The sequence below is a fragment of the Streptomyces sp. RG80 genome, from assembly GCF_040446465.1.
Taxonomy (GTDB): Bacteria; Actinomycetota; Actinomycetes; order Streptomycetales; family Streptomycetaceae; genus Streptomyces.
This window is the reverse complement of record NZ_JBEAAJ010000008.1, coordinates 182,383-200,562: the sequence shown is the minus strand read 5'-3', so window position 1 is coordinate 200,562 and position 18,180 is coordinate 182,383. Positions and strand designations below refer to the sequence as shown.

The following is an 18,180-nucleotide window of genomic DNA, read 5'->3' as shown; positions in this document are numbered from 1 at the left end:
ATGGCCGACGCGAACACCGAGCGTCTGGACGCATGGTTCGAGCGCCTTGAGCGGCTGCCCGTCCCCGAAGGATTCAGGGTCGAGATCGTCGGGGGCAACGTTCACATCACGCCGCAGCGGGACACGCACTGGGAGATCATCCGCCGGATCGTGCGGGCGCTGGAGGACAGGTTCGGGAGGAGCGTCAAGGTGTTCTCGGACGTCCGCATCGACTTCTCCGGCCACGAGAACGGCTTCTGCCCGGACGTCGCCCTGCTCAAGGACTCGGCGACGAAGGACTCCGAGGGCCGCTGGCGCTATCAGGACGTCGAGTTCGTCGCCGACCCCTACCAAGGGCGCTGCCACATCTACACCGAGCCCAAGGGAAGCGAGTACGAGATCGAGACCAGGGTCCCCTTCGGTAAGGATCTGGACCTGACCGGCACCATCGTGGACCTCACCCTCAGGACCGACGAGTTCCCGCGCGACTAGCCGGGGAACACCTCGTCGACGGCGCCCCCGCTCTTCCTCCTCGTGTCCTGGTCACCGTGCGTATCGTTGTACTGCGCGGCTGACTTTGTGCGAGGGCAGCCGGGGAGGAGCGCCACGATGACCGTCCTTGAAGACAGGATCGCGATGGCCGAGAGCGACAACGAGAGCACGCTCGACGAGATGTTCGACCGGCTCGAGAAGATGCCCGTCCCCGAGGGATACAAGGTCGAGATCGTCGAGGGGACCGTCTACATGTCGCCGCAGCGGGACACCCACTGGGAGATCATCCTGGACATCGTCGAGCAGTTGCGGACCAAGTACCCCCGGAAGCGACTGAAGTCCGATGTCCGGATCGACTACCCGGGCCATCTCAACGGCTTCGCGACCGACGTGACGGTCGTGAAAGAAGGTGCCGCAAAGACGGAGAAGGGCCACTGGCGCCACGAAGACGTCGAGTTCGTCGCCGAGGTCATTTCCAAGGGCACGGCTGCCAACGACTACGGCCCCAAGAAGACCGCCTATGCCGTCGCCGAAGTCCCTGTTTACCTCATCGCCGACCCCTACAAAGGCACTTGCTACGTCTACACCCAGCCCAAGGAAGGCGACTACATCACGAGGACGAAGGTCGACTTCGGCACCGACATCGACCTGACCGGCACCATCGTCGACCTCGTCCTCAAGACCGACGAGTTCCCGCGCGACTGAGCTCCACCACCTCCCACAACAACTCCCCCACCACGAACGGCGTCCCCTCCGACGGCACCGACCGCCACCCCAGCGGCCATGTCACCCCGGTCAGCGCGGGTACGCCCACGTACGCCAGACCCCGGTCACTGCGCGTCAGGGCGCGCACGCCGGGCGGCCACTGGAAGGACGCGGCGGTTTGCGGGGGCAACAGGAAGTACATGTTGCGGTCCCCCGTCGCCTCGGCCACGATCGGGCCGGCCTCGAAGTCCGTACAGCGCATCAGCTCCGAGGCGACGCGTTCGGCCAGCGGCTTCTTCATGCGTACGGCGTCGAAGTGGATACCGGCGTGTCGCAGGGCGTGCCCGGAGGCGGGGATCCAGCTCGGGATCCAGGGGGCGGCGATTCTCTCGTTCATGCCGCAAAGCGTTGCGGATGCTCACATACTGTGACCAGGGTTGGGCAACGTCCGTGCGGGGTTGTGTACTTGGGGAGGCGTTTGTGCACTCCGGTGAACGGGGCTCGGGGAACCTGGAGATGTTCGGCTCGTTGTTGCGGTTCCACCGCGAACGGGCGGGGGTCACACAGGAAGCGCTGGCCAAGGACGTCGGCTACTCCAAGTCCCAGGTGGCCATGGTGGAGCGGGGAGAGCGGGCACCCAAGGGGCAGTTCGTGGAGGTCGCGGACGAGCGGCTCGGTGCACAAGGCGCACTTCTCGCGGTGGGGCGGAAGCTGAAGGGCGGTCGGTTCCCGTCGTGGTTCGAGGACTACGCGGAGCTGGAGGCGACGGCAACCGCGATCTACATGTACACAACTCATGTGATCCCGGGCTTGCTTCAGACCGAGGCGTACGCGCGGGCGACCTTCGAGGTCCACCGACCTTCGCTGGACGACGACGAGATCGATGCTCGGTTGGCTGCCCGCCTGGACCGGCAGCGGGTCCTGGGACGTACACCGGTTGTCGGCTTCGTGCTGGAAGAGCACATCCTCAAGCGACCGCTCGGGGGCGCCCAGGCGCTGAAGGAGCAGCTGAGCCACATCCTCGACGTCGGCCGACACCGCAACGTCGACATCCAGGTGATGCCGATCGACCGCCAGAACCACGCCGGCCTGGACGGCCCGATGATCCTGCTGGAGACCGAGGACCCCGACCGGATCGCCTATGTCGAGGGCCCGCGCAACGGCTACTTCGTCACCCAGCAACCCGAGTTGGGCCAGATGTTCGCCCGGTATGGCATTCTGCGAGCGCAGGCCCTCAACCCCGAGGAGTCGGCGCAGTTGATCAGCGAGGTGGCAGGCAGGCTATGAGCGCGGACCTGGACTGGTTCAAGAGCAGCTACAGCAGCGGCCAGGGTGGCGAGTGCCTGGAAGTAGCCCGCACCCCCACCACCATCCACCTCCGCGACTCCAAGACCCCCACCCCGACCGTCCAGGTAACCCCCACCACCTGGACGGCCTTCCTCAACACCCTCCGCTAGAACATCCCGTTCTCATTCGCCGAGGTCTCCGGAACGTCCTGGATCACATCCCAGTGCTCCACGATCTTCCCGCCCCGCACCCGGAACAGGTCCACGATCGCCTGCCCCCGCTCCCCCGGCGCCGGAATGTAGTGGCTGTGGACGGCGACCAGGTCCCCCTCGGCGATGACCCGCTTGGGTTCCACCTTCAGCTGGGGGAAGGCCGAGAAGTACGCGCCGAGGCCTGACTTGACGCCCGCCACGCCGTCCGCGATCCCGGGGTTGTGCTGGTGGTACTCGGTGCCCCAGTAGCGGTCGATCGCCGACAGGTCCTTCTTCACGAGCAGTTGGTCGAAGGCGGCGGTCACGACCTTCTTGTTGTACGCGGTGAGGAACCCCGGCCCCGGCTGCGACGTGCGCGGCCAACTCACCGTGGAGAACATGTCGTTGCCGTTGGCGGAAGACTCCGGCACCGCCTGTCCCACATCCCAGTGCTCGGCGATCTTCCCGTCCTGGAACCGGAAGATGTCGAAGACGGCGGAGCCACGCGTACCCGGGGTCAGGACGACGTTGGAGTGGACGAGGACGAGGTCGCCCTCGGAGATGACCCGCTCGATGTCGTACTCGGCGTCCGGGAACTGCTGGTGGACCGAGACGGCCAGCCCCTTCAGCGTCTCCGCCCCGTCGGGGGCGAGCGGGTTGTGCTGGATGTAGTCCGGCCGTACGAAACGGTCCACGACCCGCGTGTCACCGCGCTCGAAGACGCCCTTGAGGACGCGGGAGGCGACGGCCTTCTGGTAGTCGAGGCGGGCGGCATCGCCGTAGCCGACGAACCCCGCGCCGGCGGACGGGACGTGCGGCGACGCGACGGCCGGGACGGCGGCCGCGCCCAGCAGGACGGTGGAGGCGGCGAGGGCGATGAAGGCCCTGCGGGCAGGCGTGGTGGGGGTCACGAGGCTTCCTCTCCGAGACAGCACAAGAGATATTGAAAGTTCAAGCTGACACTCACCGAAGGAAAGCACTAACCAACAGATAGCGTCAAGGGCAAGATCGCAAGATCGACTGAACTCCCTTGCCTAGAGCGCACTCCACGTCGTTGGCTAGGGAGTCATGAAGTACACGCAGCTCGGACGCACCGGACTCAAGGTCAGCCGACTGGTCCTCGGCACCATGAACTTCGGCCCGCAGACCGACGAAGCCGACTCCCACGCGATCATGGACTCGGCCCTCGACGCGGGCATCAACTTCTTCGACACCGCCAACGTGTACGGCTGGGGCGACAACAAGGGCCGTACCGAGGAAATCATCGGCACCTGGTTCGCGAAGAGCCCCGCGCACCGCGACAAGACCGTCCTCGCGACCAAGGTCTACGGCAACATGGGCGCCGACGGGCCCGCCTGGCCCAACCACGACAAGCTCTCCGCGCTCAACATCCGGCGGGCGGTGGACGCCAGTCTGAAGCGGCTCCAGACGGACTACATCGACGTCTACCAGTTCCACCACGTCGACCGTTCCACCCCGTTCGAGGAGATCTGGCAGGCGATCGACACCCTCGTCACCCAGGGCAAGATCCTCTACGTCGGCTCCTCCAACTTCCCCGGCTACAAGATCGCCCAGGCCAACGAGATCGCCGCCCGCCGCGGCGGGACCATCGGCCTGGTCAGCGAGCAGTGCCTCTACAACCTCTACGAGCGCCGCGCCGAGATGGAGGTCATCCCGGCCGCCGAGGAGTACGGCCTCGGCGTCATCCCGTGGTCGCCGCTGCACGGCGGTCTGCTGGGCGGGATCGTCAAGAAGGAGGCCGAGGGCGGTCGCCGGGCCTCCGGCCGGGCCGCCGAGACGCTCGCCGACCCGGCCGCACGCGCCAAGCTCCAGTCGTACGAGGATCTGCTCGACAAGCACGGGATCGCCCCCGGCGAGGCCGCCCTGGCCTGGCTGCTCACCCGCCCCGGCGTCACCGGCCCGATCGTCGGCCCGCGCACGGCCGAGCAGTTGGAGTCGGCGCTCCGGGCGGTGGAACTGGAGCTCAGCGAGGAACTCCTGACATCCCTGGACGAGATCTTCCCGGGCCCGGGCCCGTCCCCGGAGGCCTTCGCCTGGTAACGCCGCGAGGCGAGACGCCCCTCAGGGGCGCGGGGAACTGCGCGACCGGCCACAGCCGACCCGCACTCGGCGAACGACGTGCAGTTCCCCGGCGCTTCCCGCTCGGCCCTACCTGCCCAGCATCGACGCCAACGCCACAACGACGAACATCAGCACCAGCACAACGGCCATGATCCGGTTCCGCGTCTTCGGGTCCACCCCTGGAGCCTAACCGCCCCCGCCGAGCGCCCACCGGGCGACCACCTCGTACCGCGGCTGCTCCCCCGGCACCCCCGACCTCGGCAGGTTGCTGCGCACCAACGCCAGCTCGCCCACGGTCCAGGTGTCGCTGGTGAAGTCGGCGAGGGCCTCGACGTACGGCCGTACGTCGACGTCCGACCGACTGCGCGCCACCGTCAGATGCGCCTTGTACCGCCGGTGCTCCCCCATCTCCAGCCCCGCCTTGCGCGCCGCCGCCTCCGCGCGGTCCGCGAGCAGCCGCAGGGCGGGCACGTCGCCGGCGGCCCCGGCCCACAGGGCGCGCCCGTGACCGAACTGCCCGCCGCCGCGCACGGCCAGCGGAAAGGGGGCGCTGCGTGCGGCGGCCCGCTCGAGGCGGGCCGACAGTTCGGGTACGGCGTCGTCGGCGACCTCGCCGTAGAACGCCAGCGTGAAGTGCCACCCGGGGCGGCCGGTCCAGCGCAGGGCGGCCGCGCCGGGGAGCTTCTTCAGTTCGTCGACTTCGGCGGCGAGTTCATGAGCGACGCCCTCGGGTGGCAGTACGGCGGCGAAGAGTCTCATGCGCCCCAGCCTGCCAGCCCGTCGGGCGGCGTCACGCGGCCGCGGCCAGCTGTTCCCGCTCGCGCGGGACGAGGCCGACGCGCGGGTGTCCGTGGTGCCAGCCCACCGACAGGCGCAGGTTGCCCACGCGGGCCAGAACCAGGCCGATGGTGGCGGCCGCGGCGGCGGCGATCACACCGCCGGACGCGAGGCCCGCCCGGACGCCGTACGCGTCGGTGATCCAGCCGGCGATCGGGGCGCCGAGGGGGGCGCCACCCATGAACACCATCATGTAGAGGGACATCACGCGGCCGCGCATGGCCGGGTCGGTGCTCATCTGGACGCTGCTGTTGGCGGTGACGTTGACCGTCATGCCGAACATGCCTATCGGGATCATGAGCAGGGCGAACAGCCACAGGGACGGGGCGATCGCGGCCACGATCTCCAGTGTGCCGAAGGCGACCGCGCCCGCGACCAGCACCCGCATCCGGGCGGTGCCGCGCCGGGCGGCGAGCAGGGCGCCCGCGAGGGAGCCGACGGCCATCAGGGTGTTGAAGAGGCTGTAGGAGCCGGCGCCGGCGTGGAAGACGTCGTCGGCGAAGGCCGACAGATACACCGGGAAGTTGAAGCCGAAGGTGCTGACGAACCCGACCAGGACGATGGTCCAGATCAGGTCGGGGCGGCCCGCGACGTAGTGCAGCCCCTCCCGCAGCTGGCCCTTGCCGCGCGGGGCGCGCTGGACGGCGTGCAGGTCGCGGCCGCGCATCAGGAGCAGTCCGGTGATGGGTGCGATGAAGGACAGGCCGTTGGCGAGGAACGCCCAGCCGGTGCCGACGCCGGTGATCATCAGGCCCGCGACGGCGGGGCCGACCAGGCGGGCGGACTGGAAGTTGGCGGAGTTGAGGCTGACGGCGTTCTGGAGCTGGTCGGGGCCGACCATCTCGGAGACGAAGGTCTGGCGGGCCGGGTTGTCGACGACGGTGGCGAGACCGACGACGAAGGCGGCCAGGTAGACGTGCCAGACCTGCACCTGGCCGGTGAGGGTCAGGGCCGCGAGCGCCAGGCCGGTGACGGCCATCGAAGACTGAGTGACCAGCAGCGTGGGGCGCTTGGGGAGACGGTCGACGAGTACGCCGCCGTAGAGGCCGAAGAGCAGCATCGGCAGGAACTGGAGCGCGGTGGTGACGCCGACGGCGGTCGAGGAGCCGGTGAGGCTGAGGACCAGCCAGTCCTGGGCGATGCGCTGCATCCAGGTGCCGGTGTTGGAGACGACCTGGCCGAGGAAGAAGAGGCGGTAGTTCCGGATCTTCAGGGAGCTGAACATCGAGGACTTCGCCGGCTTGACGGGGTCCTCGGGGGTAGAGGTGGACGGTGCGGGGGCGGAGTCTGCTCCGGGTCCCGTACTCAACAGGGTTCGCCTCCTCGAAAACGGCTTACAGGTGTGCGAGCTTCTCCAGCACGGGGGCGGCGGCGCGCAGTTTCGCCCACTCGTCCTCGTCGAGTCCGTCGACCAGGGTGGCCAGGAAGGCGTTGCGTTTGGCGCGGCTCTCTTCGAGCATCGCCTCGGCCTGTTCCGTCTTCGTGACGACCTTCTGGCGTCGGTCCTCGGGGTGCGGCTCCAGTCGGACCAGCCCCTTGGCCTCCAGCAGCGCGACGATGCGGGTCATCGAGGGCGGCTGGACGTGCTCCTTGCGGGCGAGTTCGCCCGGGGTGGCCTTGCCGCACAGGGAGAGGGTGCCCAGCACCGACATCTCGGTGGGGCTCAGCGACTCGTCGACCCGCTGGTGCTTGAGCCGACGGGACAGTCGCATCACGGCGGAGCGCAGGGAGTTCACGGCGGCTACGTCGTCGCCATGGGTAAGGTCCGGCATCTCTTTAGCGTAACTCATTACTCTCGCTAAACAAGCTGCCGTGCGCGAGGATTCCCGTGACTCCGGCCACTGAAACCGCAAAGTCACCCGTACGAGTGAGTGAGCAGCGGAAAGTGAACGCCGACCGCTCGCGACCCGGACCCTCGTGTTCATGGGGACCAGCGTGCTCAGCCTGCGGATAGACGGGGAGCTGCTCGACCGGCTCCGGGACCATGCGGCCAAAAGGGGAATGAGCGTCCAGGACTATGTGGTCCAGACGCTCATTCGGGACGACTTCGACGAGCGGTTCCAGACCGCCGTCGAGGAGACAGAGAAGTTCTACGGGGTCACCTGACCCCCGCGGCTCAGGTCAGACCCAGCGCCGGCATCAGGTAGTAGAAGCCGAAGACGGCGGCGACCACGTACATCGCGGCGGGGACGTCCTTGCCCCGCCCGGCCGCCAGCCGCAGCACCACGAAGGTGATGAAGCCCATGCCGATGCCGTTGGTGATGGAGTAGGTGAACGGCATCATCACCATCGTGACGAAGGCCGGGATCGCGATCGTGTAGTCGGCCCAGTCGATCTCCCTGACCGAGTTGGCCAGGATCATGAAACCGACGGCGAGCAGCGCCGGGGTGGCCGCCTGGGAGGGGACCATCGTGGCGACCGGCGTGAGGAACAGCGCCACGGCGAACAGACCGCCGGTGACGACATTGGCGAAGCCGGTGCGCGCGCCCTCGCCCACACCCGCCGTGGACTCCACGAAGGCGGTCGTGGCCGAGGAGGAGCTCGCGCCGCCCGCCGCGACGGCGAGGCCGTCCACGAAGAGGACCTTGTTGATGCCGGGCATCTGACCCTGGGCGTCGGTCAGCTTGGCCTCGTCGCTGACGCCCATGATCGTGCCCATCGCGTCGAAGAAGCACGACAGCAGCACGGTGAAGACGAAGAGGACACCGGTCAGCATCCCGACCTTGTCGAAGCCGCCGAACAGGCTGACCTTGCCGAGCAGCCCGAAGTCGGGAGAGGCGACGGGGTTGCCGGGCCACTTGGGGGTCGTCAGGCCCCAGGACGGGACCTTGGCGACGGCCTCGATGATCATCGCCACGACCGTCATGGCGACGATGGAGATGAGGATCGCGCCGGAGACCTTGCGGACCATCAGCGCGAGGGTCAGCAGGGCGCCCAGGACGAAGACCAGGACGGGCCAGCCGTTGAGGTGACCGTCGCCGCCGAGCTGGAGCGGGACGGTGGTCTGGGCGACGTCGGGGATCCGGGAGACGAAGCCGGAGTCGACCAGGCCGATCAGCATGATGAACAGGCCGATACCGATCGAGATGGCCTTGCGCAGCCCGAACGGGACCGCGTTCATCACCCGCTCACGCAGACCGGTGGCGACCAGGAGCATCACGACGAAGCCCGCCAGCACCACCATGCCCATCGCGTCCGGCCAGGACATCCGGGGCGCGAGCTGGAGGGCGACAACCGAGTTCACACCCAGTCCCGCGGCCAGCGCGATCGGCACGTTGCCGATGACGCCCATCAGCAGCGTGGTGAACGCCGCCGTCACACAGGTGGCGGTGACCAGCTGACCGTTGTCGAGCTGGTGGCCGTACATGTCCTTCGCGCTGCCCAGGATGATCGGGTTCAGCACGATGATGTAGGCCATCGCGAAGAAGGTGGCGAAACCGCCGCGGACCTCACGGGACAGCGTGCTGCCACGCTCCGAGATCCTGAAGTAACGGTCGAGGGCGGTCGGCATTGGATGTTCCTACGAGCAGAAGTGGACAGACGTAAACCGTTTCAGTATGAACGTATAACTTCGGCGATGACCATCTCCGCGCGTAGACCTGATCGCGAGTCGGCCGGACCCGACCGCCTCGTAAGCTGTCCCCATGGCGAAGTGGACCCCCCAGCACGAGGCACCGGAGCCCCTGGAGGGCCCGATCGTGCCGACGATCATCGGCGGCACGATCCTCTGGTTCGTCCTCTTCCTCGTCCAGCTGCCCTTCTACGGCTGGTTCGACGACCGCGGGCACGCGTGGTGGGTGTGGACCTGCCTGGCCGGAGCGGGGCTCGGACTGATCGGCATCTACTACGTCCGCCGCCGCGACGCCGCCATCAAGCGGGCGACCGCCGTAGGAGAAGGCCAGTAGGCCGTACAACCCCCGTACCACTTCGTGTCCTCCCCAGGTCGGATCTTCCGGTCACTCGGCGGGTGAAGCCGTAAATCCGCACGTACCGTCGAATGCATGACGCACATCGACGCGGGCGCCGAACTCGATCCTGTGCATCCCGTTCCCCTCCCCGCCACTGCGGCGAGCGGTCTGACCGCCGCCGAGGTGGCCGAGCGGATCGCCGGCGGGCAGGTCAACGACGTACCGGTGCGCAGCAGTCGGTCGATGGCCGACATCGTCCGCGCCAATGTCTTCACCCGGTTCAACGCCATCATCGGCGTGCTCTGGCTGGTCATGCTGTTCGTCGCGCCGTTCCAGGACAGCCTGTTCGGGTACGTGATCATCGCCAACACCGGGATCGGCATCATCCAGGAGTGGCGGGCCAAGAAGACCCTCGACTCCCTCGCGGTGATCGGCGAGGCGAAGCCGACGGTACGACGGGACGGGGTCGCCCTGGAGGTCAGCACCTCCGACATCGTCCTTGACGACCTCATCGAGATCGGGCCCGGCGACAAGGCCGTGGTCGACGGGGTGTGCGTCGAGGCCGACGGCCTGGAAATCGACGAGTCGCTGCTCACCGGCGAGGCCGACCCCGTCGTCAAGCAGCCCGGGGACGAGGTCATGTCCGGCAGCTTCGTCGTCGCGGGCGGCGGCGCGTTCCGGGCCACCAAGGTGGGGCGCGAGGCGTACGCCGCCCAGCTCGCCGAGGAGGCCTCGCGCTTCACCCTGGTCCACTCCGAGCTGCGCTCCGGCATCTCCACGATCCTCAAGTACGTGACGTGGATGATGATCCCGGCCGCGACCGGCCTGGTCATCACCCAGCTCGTCGTCAAGAGCAACGACCTCAAGGAGTCCATCGCCCGCACGGTCGGCGGCATCGTCCCGATGGTCCCCGAGGGCCTGGTCCTGCTGACCTCGGTGGCCTTCGCGATCGGCGTCATCCGCCTTGGCCGAAAACAGTGCCTCGTGCAGGAGCTGCCCGCCATCGAGGGCCTCGCCCGCGTCGACACGGTCTGCCTCGACAAGACGGGCACGCTGACCGAGGGCGGCATGGACGTCATGGAGCTGCGGTCGCTCAACGGCGGCGACGAGACGTACATACGCAAAGTGCTCGGCGCCCTCGGCGAGTCCGACCCGCGCCCCAACGCCTCCCTCCAGGCCATCATCGACGCCTACCCGGACGCCGAGGACTGGCGCTGCACCGAATCGCTGCCCTTTTCCTCCGCCCGCAAATACAGCGGCGCCTCCTTCAGCGAGGGCAACGGCGAGTCGAGTACGTGGCTGCTGGGGGCGCCCGACGTGCTGCTCGCTTCGGACGACCCCGCGCTGGAGGAGACCGGGCGGCTGAACGAACAGGGCCTGCGCGTCCTGCTGCTGGCCCGGACCGTGCGGGACCTGGACGACCCGGAGGTGGCCCGGGGTGCGCGGGCCACCGCCCTCGTCGTCCTGGAGCAGCGGCTGCGGCCCGACGCGGCGGACACCCTGCGCTACTTCGCCGACCAGGACGTCCGGGCCAAGGTCATCTCCGGGGACAACGCGGTGTCGGTGGGCGCGGTGGCGTCCAAGCTCGGGCTGACCGGGGCGACGGTCGACGCGCGTGCCCTGCCCGCCGACCAGGAAGGCATGGCGAAGGCCCTCGACGAGGGCACGGTGTTCGGACGGGTCACCCCGCAGCAGAAGCGGGACATGGTCGGCGCGCTCCAGTCCCACGGGCACACGGTCGCGATGACCGGCGACGGGGTCAACGACGTCCTGGCGTTGAAGGACGCCGACATCGGGGTGTCGATGGGCTCGGGCTCGGAGGCGACCCGGGCCGTGGCGCAGATCGTGCTGCTCAACAACAGCTTCGCGACGCTGCCCTCGGTGGTCGCGGAGGGGCGCCGGGTCATCGGGAACATCACGCGGGTGGCGACGCTGTTCCTGGTGAAGACCGTGTACTCGGTACTGCTCGCGCTGCTGGTGGTGTGCTGGCAGGTGGAGTACCCGTTCCTGCCGAGGCACCTGACCCTGCTGTCCACCCTGACGATCGGCGTCCCGGCCTTCTTCCTCGCCCTCGCCCCCAACACCGAGCGGGCCCAGCCCCACTTCGTGCGCAGGGTCATGCGGTACGCCATCCCGGGCGGGCTGCTGGCCGGGGTCGCGACCTTCGTGACGTACCTGATCGCCCGTCACCACTACACCGGCGAGGGCGCGCTGGACGCCGAGACCAGCGTCGCGACGCTCACCCTGTTCCTGATCTCGATGTGGGTGCTCGCCATCATCGCCCGCCCCTACACGTGGTGGCGGGTGGCCCTGGTCGCGTCCATGGGCGCCGGGTTCCTGCTGGTCCTGGTGGTGCCGTGGCTCCAGGACTTCTTCGCCCTGAAGCTGGTGGGCGTGACGATGCCGTGGATAGCGGTGGGCATCTCGGTGGTGGCGGCGGCCGCCCTGGAACTGACCTGGAAATGGGTCGACCGCCGCGTTCCCGCTTAGCGCTTGGCTTGAGCCGAAGAGGCTTGTGCCGGGTCTCGTCTGCGACTCCGTTGTGGCTGGTCGCGACCGCGCGGCGGTAGCCGCAAATGAATACAGCCCCGCGCCCCTTAAGGGGCGCGTTTTACTGGACGTCTATGTAGTCGCCCGTCGCGCTCACTGCCGGGGTCGTCGTCGTTCCCGCGAAGCTGTAGCGGTAGTAGCCGTCGGCCGAGGCCGTGACCGTGGTGCTGAGGGTGCCGGTGGAGCTGGTCTTGATGGTCTTGACCGTGGTGTAGGTGCTCGTGCCCGCCTTGCGGAACTGGAGCTTGACGTACTGGCTCGCGTAGCCCGCGTACTTGTGGGTCTCCCAGTTGGCGCGGGAGAGCTTGCCGGTGACCGTGATGGCCTTGCCCTTCTTGACCGGCTCGGGAGAGGCGTTGACGGTGAGGGTGGACTTGCGCTGGAGATGAGTGGTGCCGAAGCCCTCCTGCCAGGTGAGCCCGCCGTCCTTGGCGGCCGCGAGGGCGCCCAGCTTCCAGGTGCCCGCCTGGGAGTTGACCAGTTCGTCCTCGTCGGAGGTCTGAGGACGGAACTCGATCTTCGCCGTGCACTTCAGGACGGTCGAGGAGGACGCCGTGCAGGTGCCGGGGTTGTCGCCCAGCATGAGGTCGTCGGAGTTCAGGCCGAGGGTGTCGCCGCGGTAGAGGACGGGCCCGGTCTGGAAGGAGCTCGCGGACAGGCTCGCGGGCTTGGTGACGGTGTAGGTCGCGGAGACCGTGACCGTGGTGGTGGGGCCGACCACGATGTTCTTGCCGCTGTTCACCTTGAGCGCGGAGAAGGTGACGGCCGGCCCGGCGGGGGTGGCGGCCTGCGCGGCCGGGACCGCGAGGGCGGTGATCGCCAGGGCGCCGGTCACGGCGGAGACGGCGGCGAGGGTGGTTCTGTTGCGCATGTGCGTTCCCCAGGGGGAGAAGTGATCTAGGAGTCTGTTGACTCGTGGGATCAGATCCGTGACGTCTGGGGCGGGTTGTACGGACGTACGCTGATTTTGTCCTTACCGGTGCAACGCTTTGCCAAGCACGAACGCCGGCCCCGAACGGCTTCCGGGACCGGCGTCTTCGGTGGTGCGAGCGCTGCTTACTTCACGTCGACGAAGTCACCCGCGGCGGAGACCGCCGGGGTGGTCGTGGTGCCCGCGAAGGAGTAGCGGAAGTAGCCGTCGACCGACGCCTTGACGGTGGTGCTCAGGTTGCCCGTCGAGTTGGTCTTGATGGTCTTGACGGTGGTGTAGGTGCTGGAGCTCTTCTTGCGGAACTGCAGCTTCACCGACTGGCCGGTGTAGCCGGCGTACTTGGCGGTGTCCCAGTTGGCGCGGGAGAGCTTGCCGGTGACCGTGATGGTCTTGCCCTTCTTGACCGGCTCCGGCGAGGCGTTGACCGTCAGCTTGGACAGGCGCTGCATCTTGAACGCGTTGGTCTTGTCGGTCACGGCGACACCGACGTTGTCCAGGTTCGGGTTCTCCGGGTCCTCGCCGTTGAACGCGACGGCGAAGCCGGCGGCCTTCCAGGAGCCGGCGTCCTCGTTCAGCAGGTCCGCCGGGTCGACCGCGACGGTGGCCGTGCAGTTGGCGGCGGTCGTGGAGGCGTCCGTGCAGGTGGCGTCGCCGCTGTCGAACCACCAGATGGAGCTGTCGAAGTCCTCGCCCCGGTACAGCTCGATGCCGCCGAAGAAGTCGTCGGCGTAGATGTTGACGTCCGCGCCGTGGTTCAGCGTGAAGGAGACCGGGACCTTCACCACGCTGGTGGTGCCGACCACGATGTTCTTGCCCTTGTTGACCTTCACGTTGGAGAAGGAGGCGTCGAGGGCGTAGGGGGTGCCCTCCACGGCGGAGGCGAACGCGGACTTGCCGGAGGCGGCCGCGGCGGCCTCGTGCGCGGCGGAGGCGCCGGCGGGAACCCGCTCGTCGGCCTGCGCGGCCGGCACGGCGAGGGCGGACAGGGCCAGGGCGCCGGAGACGGCGGCCACGGTGGCGCGAATACGCATGTGTTTCCTCAGGAGAGAGAGAAAGTGGGAGGTACCGGTCCTGGACGTACCGGGGACCGGTGGGGTGTGAGGGACCGCTGTCGTCTACTGCACGTCGATGAGGTCACCGGTGGCGTTGACCGCCGCGGTGGTCGTGGTGCCCGCGAAGACGTAGCGGTAGTAGCCGTCGACCGACGCGGTGACCGTGGTGCTCAGGTTGCCCGTCGAGTTCGACTTGATGGTCTTGACCGTGGTGTAGGTGCTGGAGCTCTTCTTACGGAACTGCAGCTTCACCGACTGGCCGCTGTAGCCCGCGTACTTGGGGGCCGGGTAGGCCTCCCAGTTGGCGCGGGAGAGCTTGCCGGTGACCGTGATGGTCTTGCCCTTCTTGACCGGCTCGGGCGAGGCGTTGGCGGTCAGCGTGGCCGCCCGCTGGAACAGGAAGGACCCGGCCTTCTCCATCCAGACGTAGTCCTCGTCCTTGGCGTCGATCCAGGCGCCCACGTACCACTTGCCGGCGCTGGCGTTGGCGAGGTAGTCCACCTTCGGGTCCACCGTGACCGAGGCGGTGCAGGTCGAGGTGGTGGCACTGGCGGCCGTGCAGGTCGGCTTGCCGGTCGAGAGGTAGCCGTTGCCGGGGCCGATCAGGTCGAACTCCTCGGCGCCGGCGATGCCCGAGTTGTCCGTGGCCGTGATGCTGACCTTGATGGTCTTGGCGGCCGAGGTACCCACGGACACCTTGTTGTCGCCGTCGACGACAACCTTGGTGATCTTGGTGTCACCCTGGCTGCCGTCCGCCTGCGCGGCAGGCACGGCGAAGGCGGAGAGGGCCAGGGCGCCGGTGACGACAGCCCCGATGGCTCGAATGCGCATGCGATCCCCGTATGGAGAGGGCCCCGACGGTCGTCGTCCCCCACGGCGATCGCCTACACGCCGGGGCCCAAGTGATCAAGGAGTCTGTTGACTCACGTGATCAGATTCGTGACGCGAGTGAATGGTTGTACGGGTGGTGAGAAATTTGTGCGAGAAATTTCAAGATCCCATACGCCGTTCGGTCAGTCGAACCATCGGTCCCGCGCCAACTCCGCTGTCCGCGACGGATCTTCCAGCAGCGCCGCGACCTCGAACCGGCGCGGCCACTGCCCCGCGGCCCACGCGAGCCCGGCGGCGACGCCCTCCAGCGTCGAGGCGTGCAGCACCCCGTCGTCGGTGAGCCGCCAGTCCAGCTCCACCCCGTCGACCACGAGCTCCTCGTGCTCCACGTACGTCGCAGGCGTCCGCGATCCGAGCAGCACCCGCACCGACTCCGGTACGTCGTGCTCGGCGCCCTCGGAGTCCACCGACCCGGTGACCGACTCGCTCAGCCGCCGCACCTGGAACAGCTCGGCCAACTCGGCGGCGCGCACCGGCCGTACGGGCAGCAGGGGCATGCCCTCGGTGAAGGGCAGCAGGTCGGGCGAGTCGACGACCACGGCATCCGCGGCGTCCACCACCGTCACCCGCCCGTCCACGACGGCCCGCAACTCGTCGGGCAGCGTCACCTGCTCGGGGTCCAGCTCGGCCAACGCGCCGTAGAGGGCGTGCAGTTGGGCGCCGGTCACCTCGCGCTCGGGGTCGGCGAGCCGGTCCAGGAGCTCGGCGGCGCCGCCGGGCTCGTCGAGCAGCGCGGCGACCGACGTCCGTACACCCAGCGCCCGCAGCACCTGCTCGTCGTCGAAGCCGGTCGCGTCGGCCTCGTCGTACAGGCCGCGCAGCAGCGGGTCCCCGCCGGCCGCGAGCAGACCGGCCGGGCGACGGCCGTCGAGCACCGGGTGACCCCTCAACCACCATGCCGTGTACGGCCGTACGGTCTCGTGCGTGCCGTCCGGCAGCAGGATCCGCATCGGCTGGGTCAGGGCGTCCCGCAGGGGCGGCTGGGCGAGCAGCGCGAGGGCCTGGGGCCAGCACTCCTCGTCCACCAGGTCCAGATCGCGGACGGCGACCAGTTCGGTGGCGACCGGCGGCACCGGCGAGTCGGGGAAGCGGTCCAGGACGTCCTCGCTCCACACGTCCACCGCGTCCAGCAGACCGGCGTCGTCCGGCTCGGCGAAGTCCCCGTCGCGCGGCTCCAGTTCGTCCGGGTCCAGGACGACGTCGGTGGCGCGCACCAACGCGAAGTTGGCGAGCACCCCGCAGGCGGCCAGCGGCTGCTCCCCCCAGCGCTCGGCCAGCTCGGCGTCCACGGTGGCGAGTTCGCCCTCGCGCATGATCTGCGCGAACGGGCTGCCGGGCAGGACGAGTTCACCGGCGGGTGCCGCCTCGCCGTCCTCGTCGGGCAGGGCGAGCGCACCGAGCCAGGGCTCGTCGCCGGGCTCCAGGCCCGCGTCCCGGACGAGCGCGAGGACGGTGTCGGCGAGCTCCTCCGCGTCGAGGGTGTCCTCCTCCCAGTCCAGGGCGCCCTCGTCGTCCAGCGACGCGGCGACCGCGGCCCGCACCTGCGGGGTGGTCAGGACCGCGCGCGGCGAGGCGGGCAGCGCGCCCAGCTTCTCCAGCAGCGGATGGGCGGCGTCGGGGTGGGCGACCTTGAGGCCGAGCCGGGCGAGCAGCTCCGGCTCGACGGCGGCGCCGTCGGCGGTGGGCAGCAGGACCTGCCGGGGCCCGATGGTCGTACGCCCGTCGGCGAGCGGTACGGGAAGACCGGACAGCCGGTCGGGGTCGACGCCGGCGAGGCTGTCGTACAGCCGCTGCCACCAGCCCGGCTCCTTCTCCAGCCCGGCCAGCCGGTCGACGGCGTCGGTGAGCGGGATCCGGGCGACGCCCAGGGTCCGCAGTTCCACGCGGCGTTCGAGACCGGCGGGCAGGAGGGTGGGGAGCACCTCGGCGAGGACGCGCACGGTGTCGGCACCGGCGCCCTCCACCACCTCGGCGTCCCGCGGGCGCAGGGCCTCGGGCAGGTCGTCGTCCTCGCCGGGGGCAAGGGCCGGCGGCAGGAACGCGGTCCGGGGCAGCCGCTCCAGGATCGCCTGGCGCAGCGCCCCGTCCAGCTCGCCCTTGCCGAGCGGGCCGGGCACGAGATCGATGATGCCGGTGGTCACCGGCCGCCACTGGCCGAGCAGTTCGGTGTAGGCGTCCGCCGCGCGCTGCACGACGAAGTCGGTCAGCGGCCCGGGCGCCGCGTGCCGGCGGGTGGGGTCCAGCGGGAAGGACGCGATGAGCAGCGCGGGCACTCCGAGCGGCTCGTCGCTGGGAGTGGGCGCGTGCACGACGGGGCTGGTGCGGGGCCGTACCGGGACTCCGTCGGCGTCGGCGGGCACGGCCCAGGTCACCGACCAGTGCGGCCGCAGCCGCTCCTCGACGGGGCGATCCGCGAGGAGGTCAGGCGTCAGGGGCCCGTGCGAGCCGGCGACCCGCCAGCGCGTCACGCCCTCCCGCGAGTCCTCCACGACCGTGAAGTCCCCGTCGGTGCCGCGCCGCAGGGTCCGCACGGTGTCGGTCTCGATCACCACCTCCTCGAGCCCGGGCAGGGCGAGGAGCAGGGCGTCGTCGACGGCGTCGAGCAGGCGTTCGGCGAGGTCGGTGGCGGCCGGGTCGCGCAGGGGCAGGATGACGGCGGTGTCGTACGGGTCGGGGGCGGTGCCCTCGGCGGCGAACGGCAGCCGCAGCAGCGGGATGTGCCCGTCGCGCCGCCGGACCTCGTCCCCGAGGCCCGGGCTGTGCCGGGCGACGTCGGCGGCCAGCTCCCGGCCCTCGGCGAGGGACCAGCGGACCCCGCCGTGCCGGCCGACGACCGCGGGCTCGTCGGTGACGGCGAGCACGGCGGCGAAGCCGACGCCGAAGCGGCCGATGGCGGGGCTGTCCCGCTTGGCCGAGGCGCGCAGGGTGGAGAGCGACTCGACACCGGCCGCGTCCAGCGGGGCGCCGGTGTTGGCGGCGACGAGCACGCCCTCGCGGAGGGTGAGCCGGAGCCGTCCGGGCACGCCGGCCCGGGCGGCGGCGTCGGCGGCGTTCTGAGCGAGCTCGACGACGAGCCGGTCCCGGTAGCCGCCGAGGACGAGATCCTCCTCGGCGTTGGCGTCCTCCCGGAACCGGGCGGGGCTGGTGGCCCACGCGTCGAGCACACCTCGCCTGAGACGGGCGGTCCCGAACGGGTCGGCACCCTCGGCTGCGGGCCGCACGAACTTGCTCACGTTCCACACTCTCCTCGTCGGCGTGGGGACGAAGGTACCGCG

At 69.5% G+C, this 18,180-nt stretch carries 18 protein-coding genes; 8 read left to right on the top strand and 10 right to left on the bottom strand.

The window, feature by feature from the left end; translation table 11 throughout:
• Together ABKA17_RS27830 and ABKA17_RS27825 are read left to right on the top strand one after the other, a co-directional pair.
• Complete coding sequence (locus ABKA17_RS27830) at positions 1 to 471, top strand: Uma2 family endonuclease (protein WP_353694994.1); 471 nt, start codon at positions 1 to 3, stop codon at positions 469 to 471.
• A 117-nt stretch (positions 472 to 588) separates the two neighbouring features.
• Positions 589 to 1,176, top strand: coding sequence for a Uma2 family endonuclease (locus ABKA17_RS27825; RefSeq protein WP_353694993.1), 588 nt, complete (start codon positions 589 to 591; stop codon positions 1,174 to 1,176).
• Here ABKA17_RS27825 and ABKA17_RS27820 read toward each other — a convergent pair.
• Complete coding sequence (locus tag ABKA17_RS27820; RefSeq protein WP_353694992.1) at positions 1,148 to 1,573, bottom strand: hypothetical protein; 426 nt, start codon at positions 1,571 to 1,573, stop codon at positions 1,148 to 1,150. The two genes, ABKA17_RS27825 and ABKA17_RS27820, sit on opposite strands and share 29 nt — an antisense overlap.
• An 83-nt stretch (positions 1,574 to 1,656) precedes the next feature.
• On the opposite strand from ABKA17_RS27820, the gene ABKA17_RS27815 reads away from it, so the two are divergent.
• Positions 1,657 to 2,463 (top strand): helix-turn-helix domain-containing protein, encoded by an 807-nt coding sequence (locus ABKA17_RS27815; protein ID WP_353694991.1) that lies wholly within the window; start codon positions 1,657 to 1,659, stop codon positions 2,461 to 2,463.
• Positions 2,460 to 2,633, top strand: a complete 174-nt coding sequence (locus tag ABKA17_RS27810) for a DUF397 domain-containing protein (RefSeq protein WP_353694990.1) — start codon at positions 2,460 to 2,462, stop codon at positions 2,631 to 2,633. Before ABKA17_RS27815 ends, ABKA17_RS27810 begins: the two co-directional genes overlap by 4 nt.
• Here ABKA17_RS27810 and ABKA17_RS27805 read toward each other — a convergent pair.
• Complete coding sequence (locus tag ABKA17_RS27805) at positions 2,630 to 3,565, bottom strand: nuclear transport factor 2 family protein (protein WP_353694989.1); 936 nt, start codon at positions 3,563 to 3,565, stop codon at positions 2,630 to 2,632. The genes ABKA17_RS27810 and ABKA17_RS27805 overlap by 4 nt on opposite strands.
• 157 nt (positions 3,566 to 3,722) lie before the next feature.
• Here ABKA17_RS27805 and ABKA17_RS27800 point away from each other — a divergent pair, with 157 nt between their 5' ends.
• The gene (locus tag ABKA17_RS27800; protein WP_353694988.1) at positions 3,723 to 4,715 is read left to right on the top strand and encodes an aldo/keto reductase; all 993 of its coding nucleotides are present in this window, start codon (positions 3,723 to 3,725) and stop codon (positions 4,713 to 4,715) included.
• A 207-nt stretch (positions 4,716 to 4,922) separates the two neighbouring features.
• On the opposite strand, the gene thpR is transcribed toward ABKA17_RS27800, so the two are convergent.
• The 3 genes from thpR to ABKA17_RS27785 are packed head-to-tail and all read right to left on the bottom strand — an operon-like array spanning position 4,923 to position 7,345.
• Positions 4,923 to 5,495 carry an RNA 2',3'-cyclic phosphodiesterase gene (gene thpR, locus ABKA17_RS27795; protein WP_353694987.1) on the bottom strand — a complete coding sequence of 191 codons (573 nt, stop codon included), beginning with the start codon at positions 5,493 to 5,495 and terminating at the stop codon, positions 4,923 to 4,925.
• 31 nt (positions 5,496 to 5,526) lie between these two features.
• The gene (locus ABKA17_RS27790; RefSeq protein WP_353694986.1) at positions 5,527 to 6,882 is read right to left on the bottom strand and encodes an MFS transporter; all 1,356 of its coding nucleotides are present in this window, start codon (positions 6,880 to 6,882) and stop codon (positions 5,527 to 5,529) included.
• Positions 6,883 to 6,907: 25 nt separating this feature from the next.
• A complete protein-coding gene (locus ABKA17_RS27785) occupies positions 6,908 to 7,345 on the bottom strand; it encodes a MarR family winged helix-turn-helix transcriptional regulator (protein WP_353694985.1) in 438 nt (145 codons plus the stop codon).
• Positions 7,346 to 7,490: 145 nt separating this feature from the next.
• Between ABKA17_RS27785 and ABKA17_RS27780 the strand changes: the two genes are divergently transcribed.
• Complete coding sequence (locus ABKA17_RS27780; RefSeq protein ID WP_353694984.1) at positions 7,491 to 7,679, top strand: ribbon-helix-helix protein, CopG family; 189 nt, start codon at positions 7,491 to 7,493, stop codon at positions 7,677 to 7,679.
• Positions 7,680 to 7,689: 10 nt separating this feature from the next.
• Here ABKA17_RS27780 and ABKA17_RS27775 read toward each other — a convergent pair whose 3' ends face one another.
• Positions 7,690 to 9,084, bottom strand: coding sequence for an NCS2 family permease (locus ABKA17_RS27775; RefSeq protein WP_353694983.1), 1,395 nt, complete (start codon positions 9,082 to 9,084; stop codon positions 7,690 to 7,692).
• A 133-nt stretch (positions 9,085 to 9,217) separates the two neighbouring features.
• On the opposite strand from ABKA17_RS27775, the gene ABKA17_RS27770 reads away from it, so the two are divergent.
• Both ABKA17_RS27770 and ABKA17_RS27765 read left to right on the top strand, forming a co-directional pair.
• Complete coding sequence (locus ABKA17_RS27770; RefSeq protein WP_353694982.1) at positions 9,218 to 9,478, top strand: DUF2530 domain-containing protein; 261 nt, start codon at positions 9,218 to 9,220, stop codon at positions 9,476 to 9,478.
• A gap of 96 nt (positions 9,479 to 9,574) precedes the next feature.
• Positions 9,575 to 11,971 (top strand): cation-translocating P-type ATPase, encoded by a 2,397-nt coding sequence (locus ABKA17_RS27765; protein WP_353694981.1) that lies wholly within the window; start codon positions 9,575 to 9,577, stop codon positions 11,969 to 11,971.
• Between the two features lie 121 nt (positions 11,972 to 12,092).
• Here the strand turns inward: ABKA17_RS27765 and ABKA17_RS27760 are convergent, their stop codons facing one another.
• The 4 genes from ABKA17_RS27760 to ABKA17_RS27745 form a co-directional block, all read right to left on the bottom strand.
• Positions 12,093 to 12,902, bottom strand: a complete 810-nt coding sequence (locus ABKA17_RS27760) for a hypothetical protein (RefSeq protein ID WP_353694980.1) — start codon at positions 12,900 to 12,902, stop codon at positions 12,093 to 12,095.
• A 185-nt stretch (positions 12,903 to 13,087) separates the two neighbouring features.
• Complete coding sequence (locus tag ABKA17_RS27755) at positions 13,088 to 13,993, bottom strand: hypothetical protein (RefSeq protein ID WP_353694979.1); 906 nt, start codon at positions 13,991 to 13,993, stop codon at positions 13,088 to 13,090.
• A gap of 84 nt (positions 13,994 to 14,077) precedes the next feature.
• Entirely contained in the window at positions 14,078 to 14,845 is a 768-nt protein-coding gene (locus ABKA17_RS27750) for a calcium-binding protein (protein ID WP_353694978.1), read from the bottom strand.
• A gap of 182 nt (positions 14,846 to 15,027) precedes the next feature.
• Positions 15,028 to 18,138: a sacsin N-terminal ATP-binding-like domain-containing protein gene (locus ABKA17_RS27745; RefSeq protein WP_353694977.1), complete on the bottom strand. Its 3,111-nt coding sequence runs from the start codon at positions 18,136 to 18,138 to the stop codon at positions 15,028 to 15,030.
• Between the last annotated feature and the right edge of the window lie 42 nt (positions 18,139 to 18,180).

Bases quoted from the DNA above. Each gene is read 5' to 3' on its own strand.
- ABKA17_RS27830 (WP_353694994.1), top strand. From the start codon at position 1: ATGGCCGACGCGAACACCGAGCGTCTGGACGCATGGTTCGAGCGCCTT.
- ABKA17_RS27825 (WP_353694993.1), top strand. From the start codon at position 589: ATGACCGTCCTTGAAGACAGGATCGCGATGGCCGAGAGCGACAACGAG.
- ABKA17_RS27820 (WP_353694992.1), bottom strand. From the start codon at position 1,573: ATGAACGAGAGAATCGCCGCCCCCTGGATCCCGAGCTGGATCCCCGCC.
- ABKA17_RS27810 (WP_353694990.1), top strand. From the start codon at position 2,460: ATGAGCGCGGACCTGGACTGGTTCAAGAGCAGCTACAGCAGCGGCCAG.
- ABKA17_RS27800 (WP_353694988.1), top strand. From the start codon at position 3,723: ATGAAGTACACGCAGCTCGGACGCACCGGACTCAAGGTCAGCCGACTG.
- thpR (WP_353694987.1), bottom strand. From the start codon at position 5,495: ATGAGACTCTTCGCCGCCGTACTGCCACCCGAGGGCGTCGCTCATGAA.
- ABKA17_RS27785 (WP_353694985.1), bottom strand. From the start codon at position 7,345: ATGCCGGACCTTACCCATGGCGACGACGTAGCCGCCGTGAACTCCCTG.
- ABKA17_RS27775 (WP_353694983.1), bottom strand. From the start codon at position 9,084: ATGCCGACCGCCCTCGACCGTTACTTCAGGATCTCGGAGCGTGGCAGC.
- ABKA17_RS27770 (WP_353694982.1), top strand. From the start codon at position 9,218: ATGGCGAAGTGGACCCCCCAGCACGAGGCACCGGAGCCCCTGGAGGGC.
- ABKA17_RS27765 (WP_353694981.1), top strand. From the start codon at position 9,575: ATGACGCACATCGACGCGGGCGCCGAACTCGATCCTGTGCATCCCGTT.
- ABKA17_RS27760 (WP_353694980.1), bottom strand. From the start codon at position 12,902: ATGCGCAACAGAACCACCCTCGCCGCCGTCTCCGCCGTGACCGGCGCC.
- ABKA17_RS27755 (WP_353694979.1), bottom strand. From the start codon at position 13,993: ATGCGTATTCGCGCCACCGTGGCCGCCGTCTCCGGCGCCCTGGCCCTG.
- ABKA17_RS27750 (WP_353694978.1), bottom strand. From the start codon at position 14,845: ATGCGCATTCGAGCCATCGGGGCTGTCGTCACCGGCGCCCTGGCCCTC.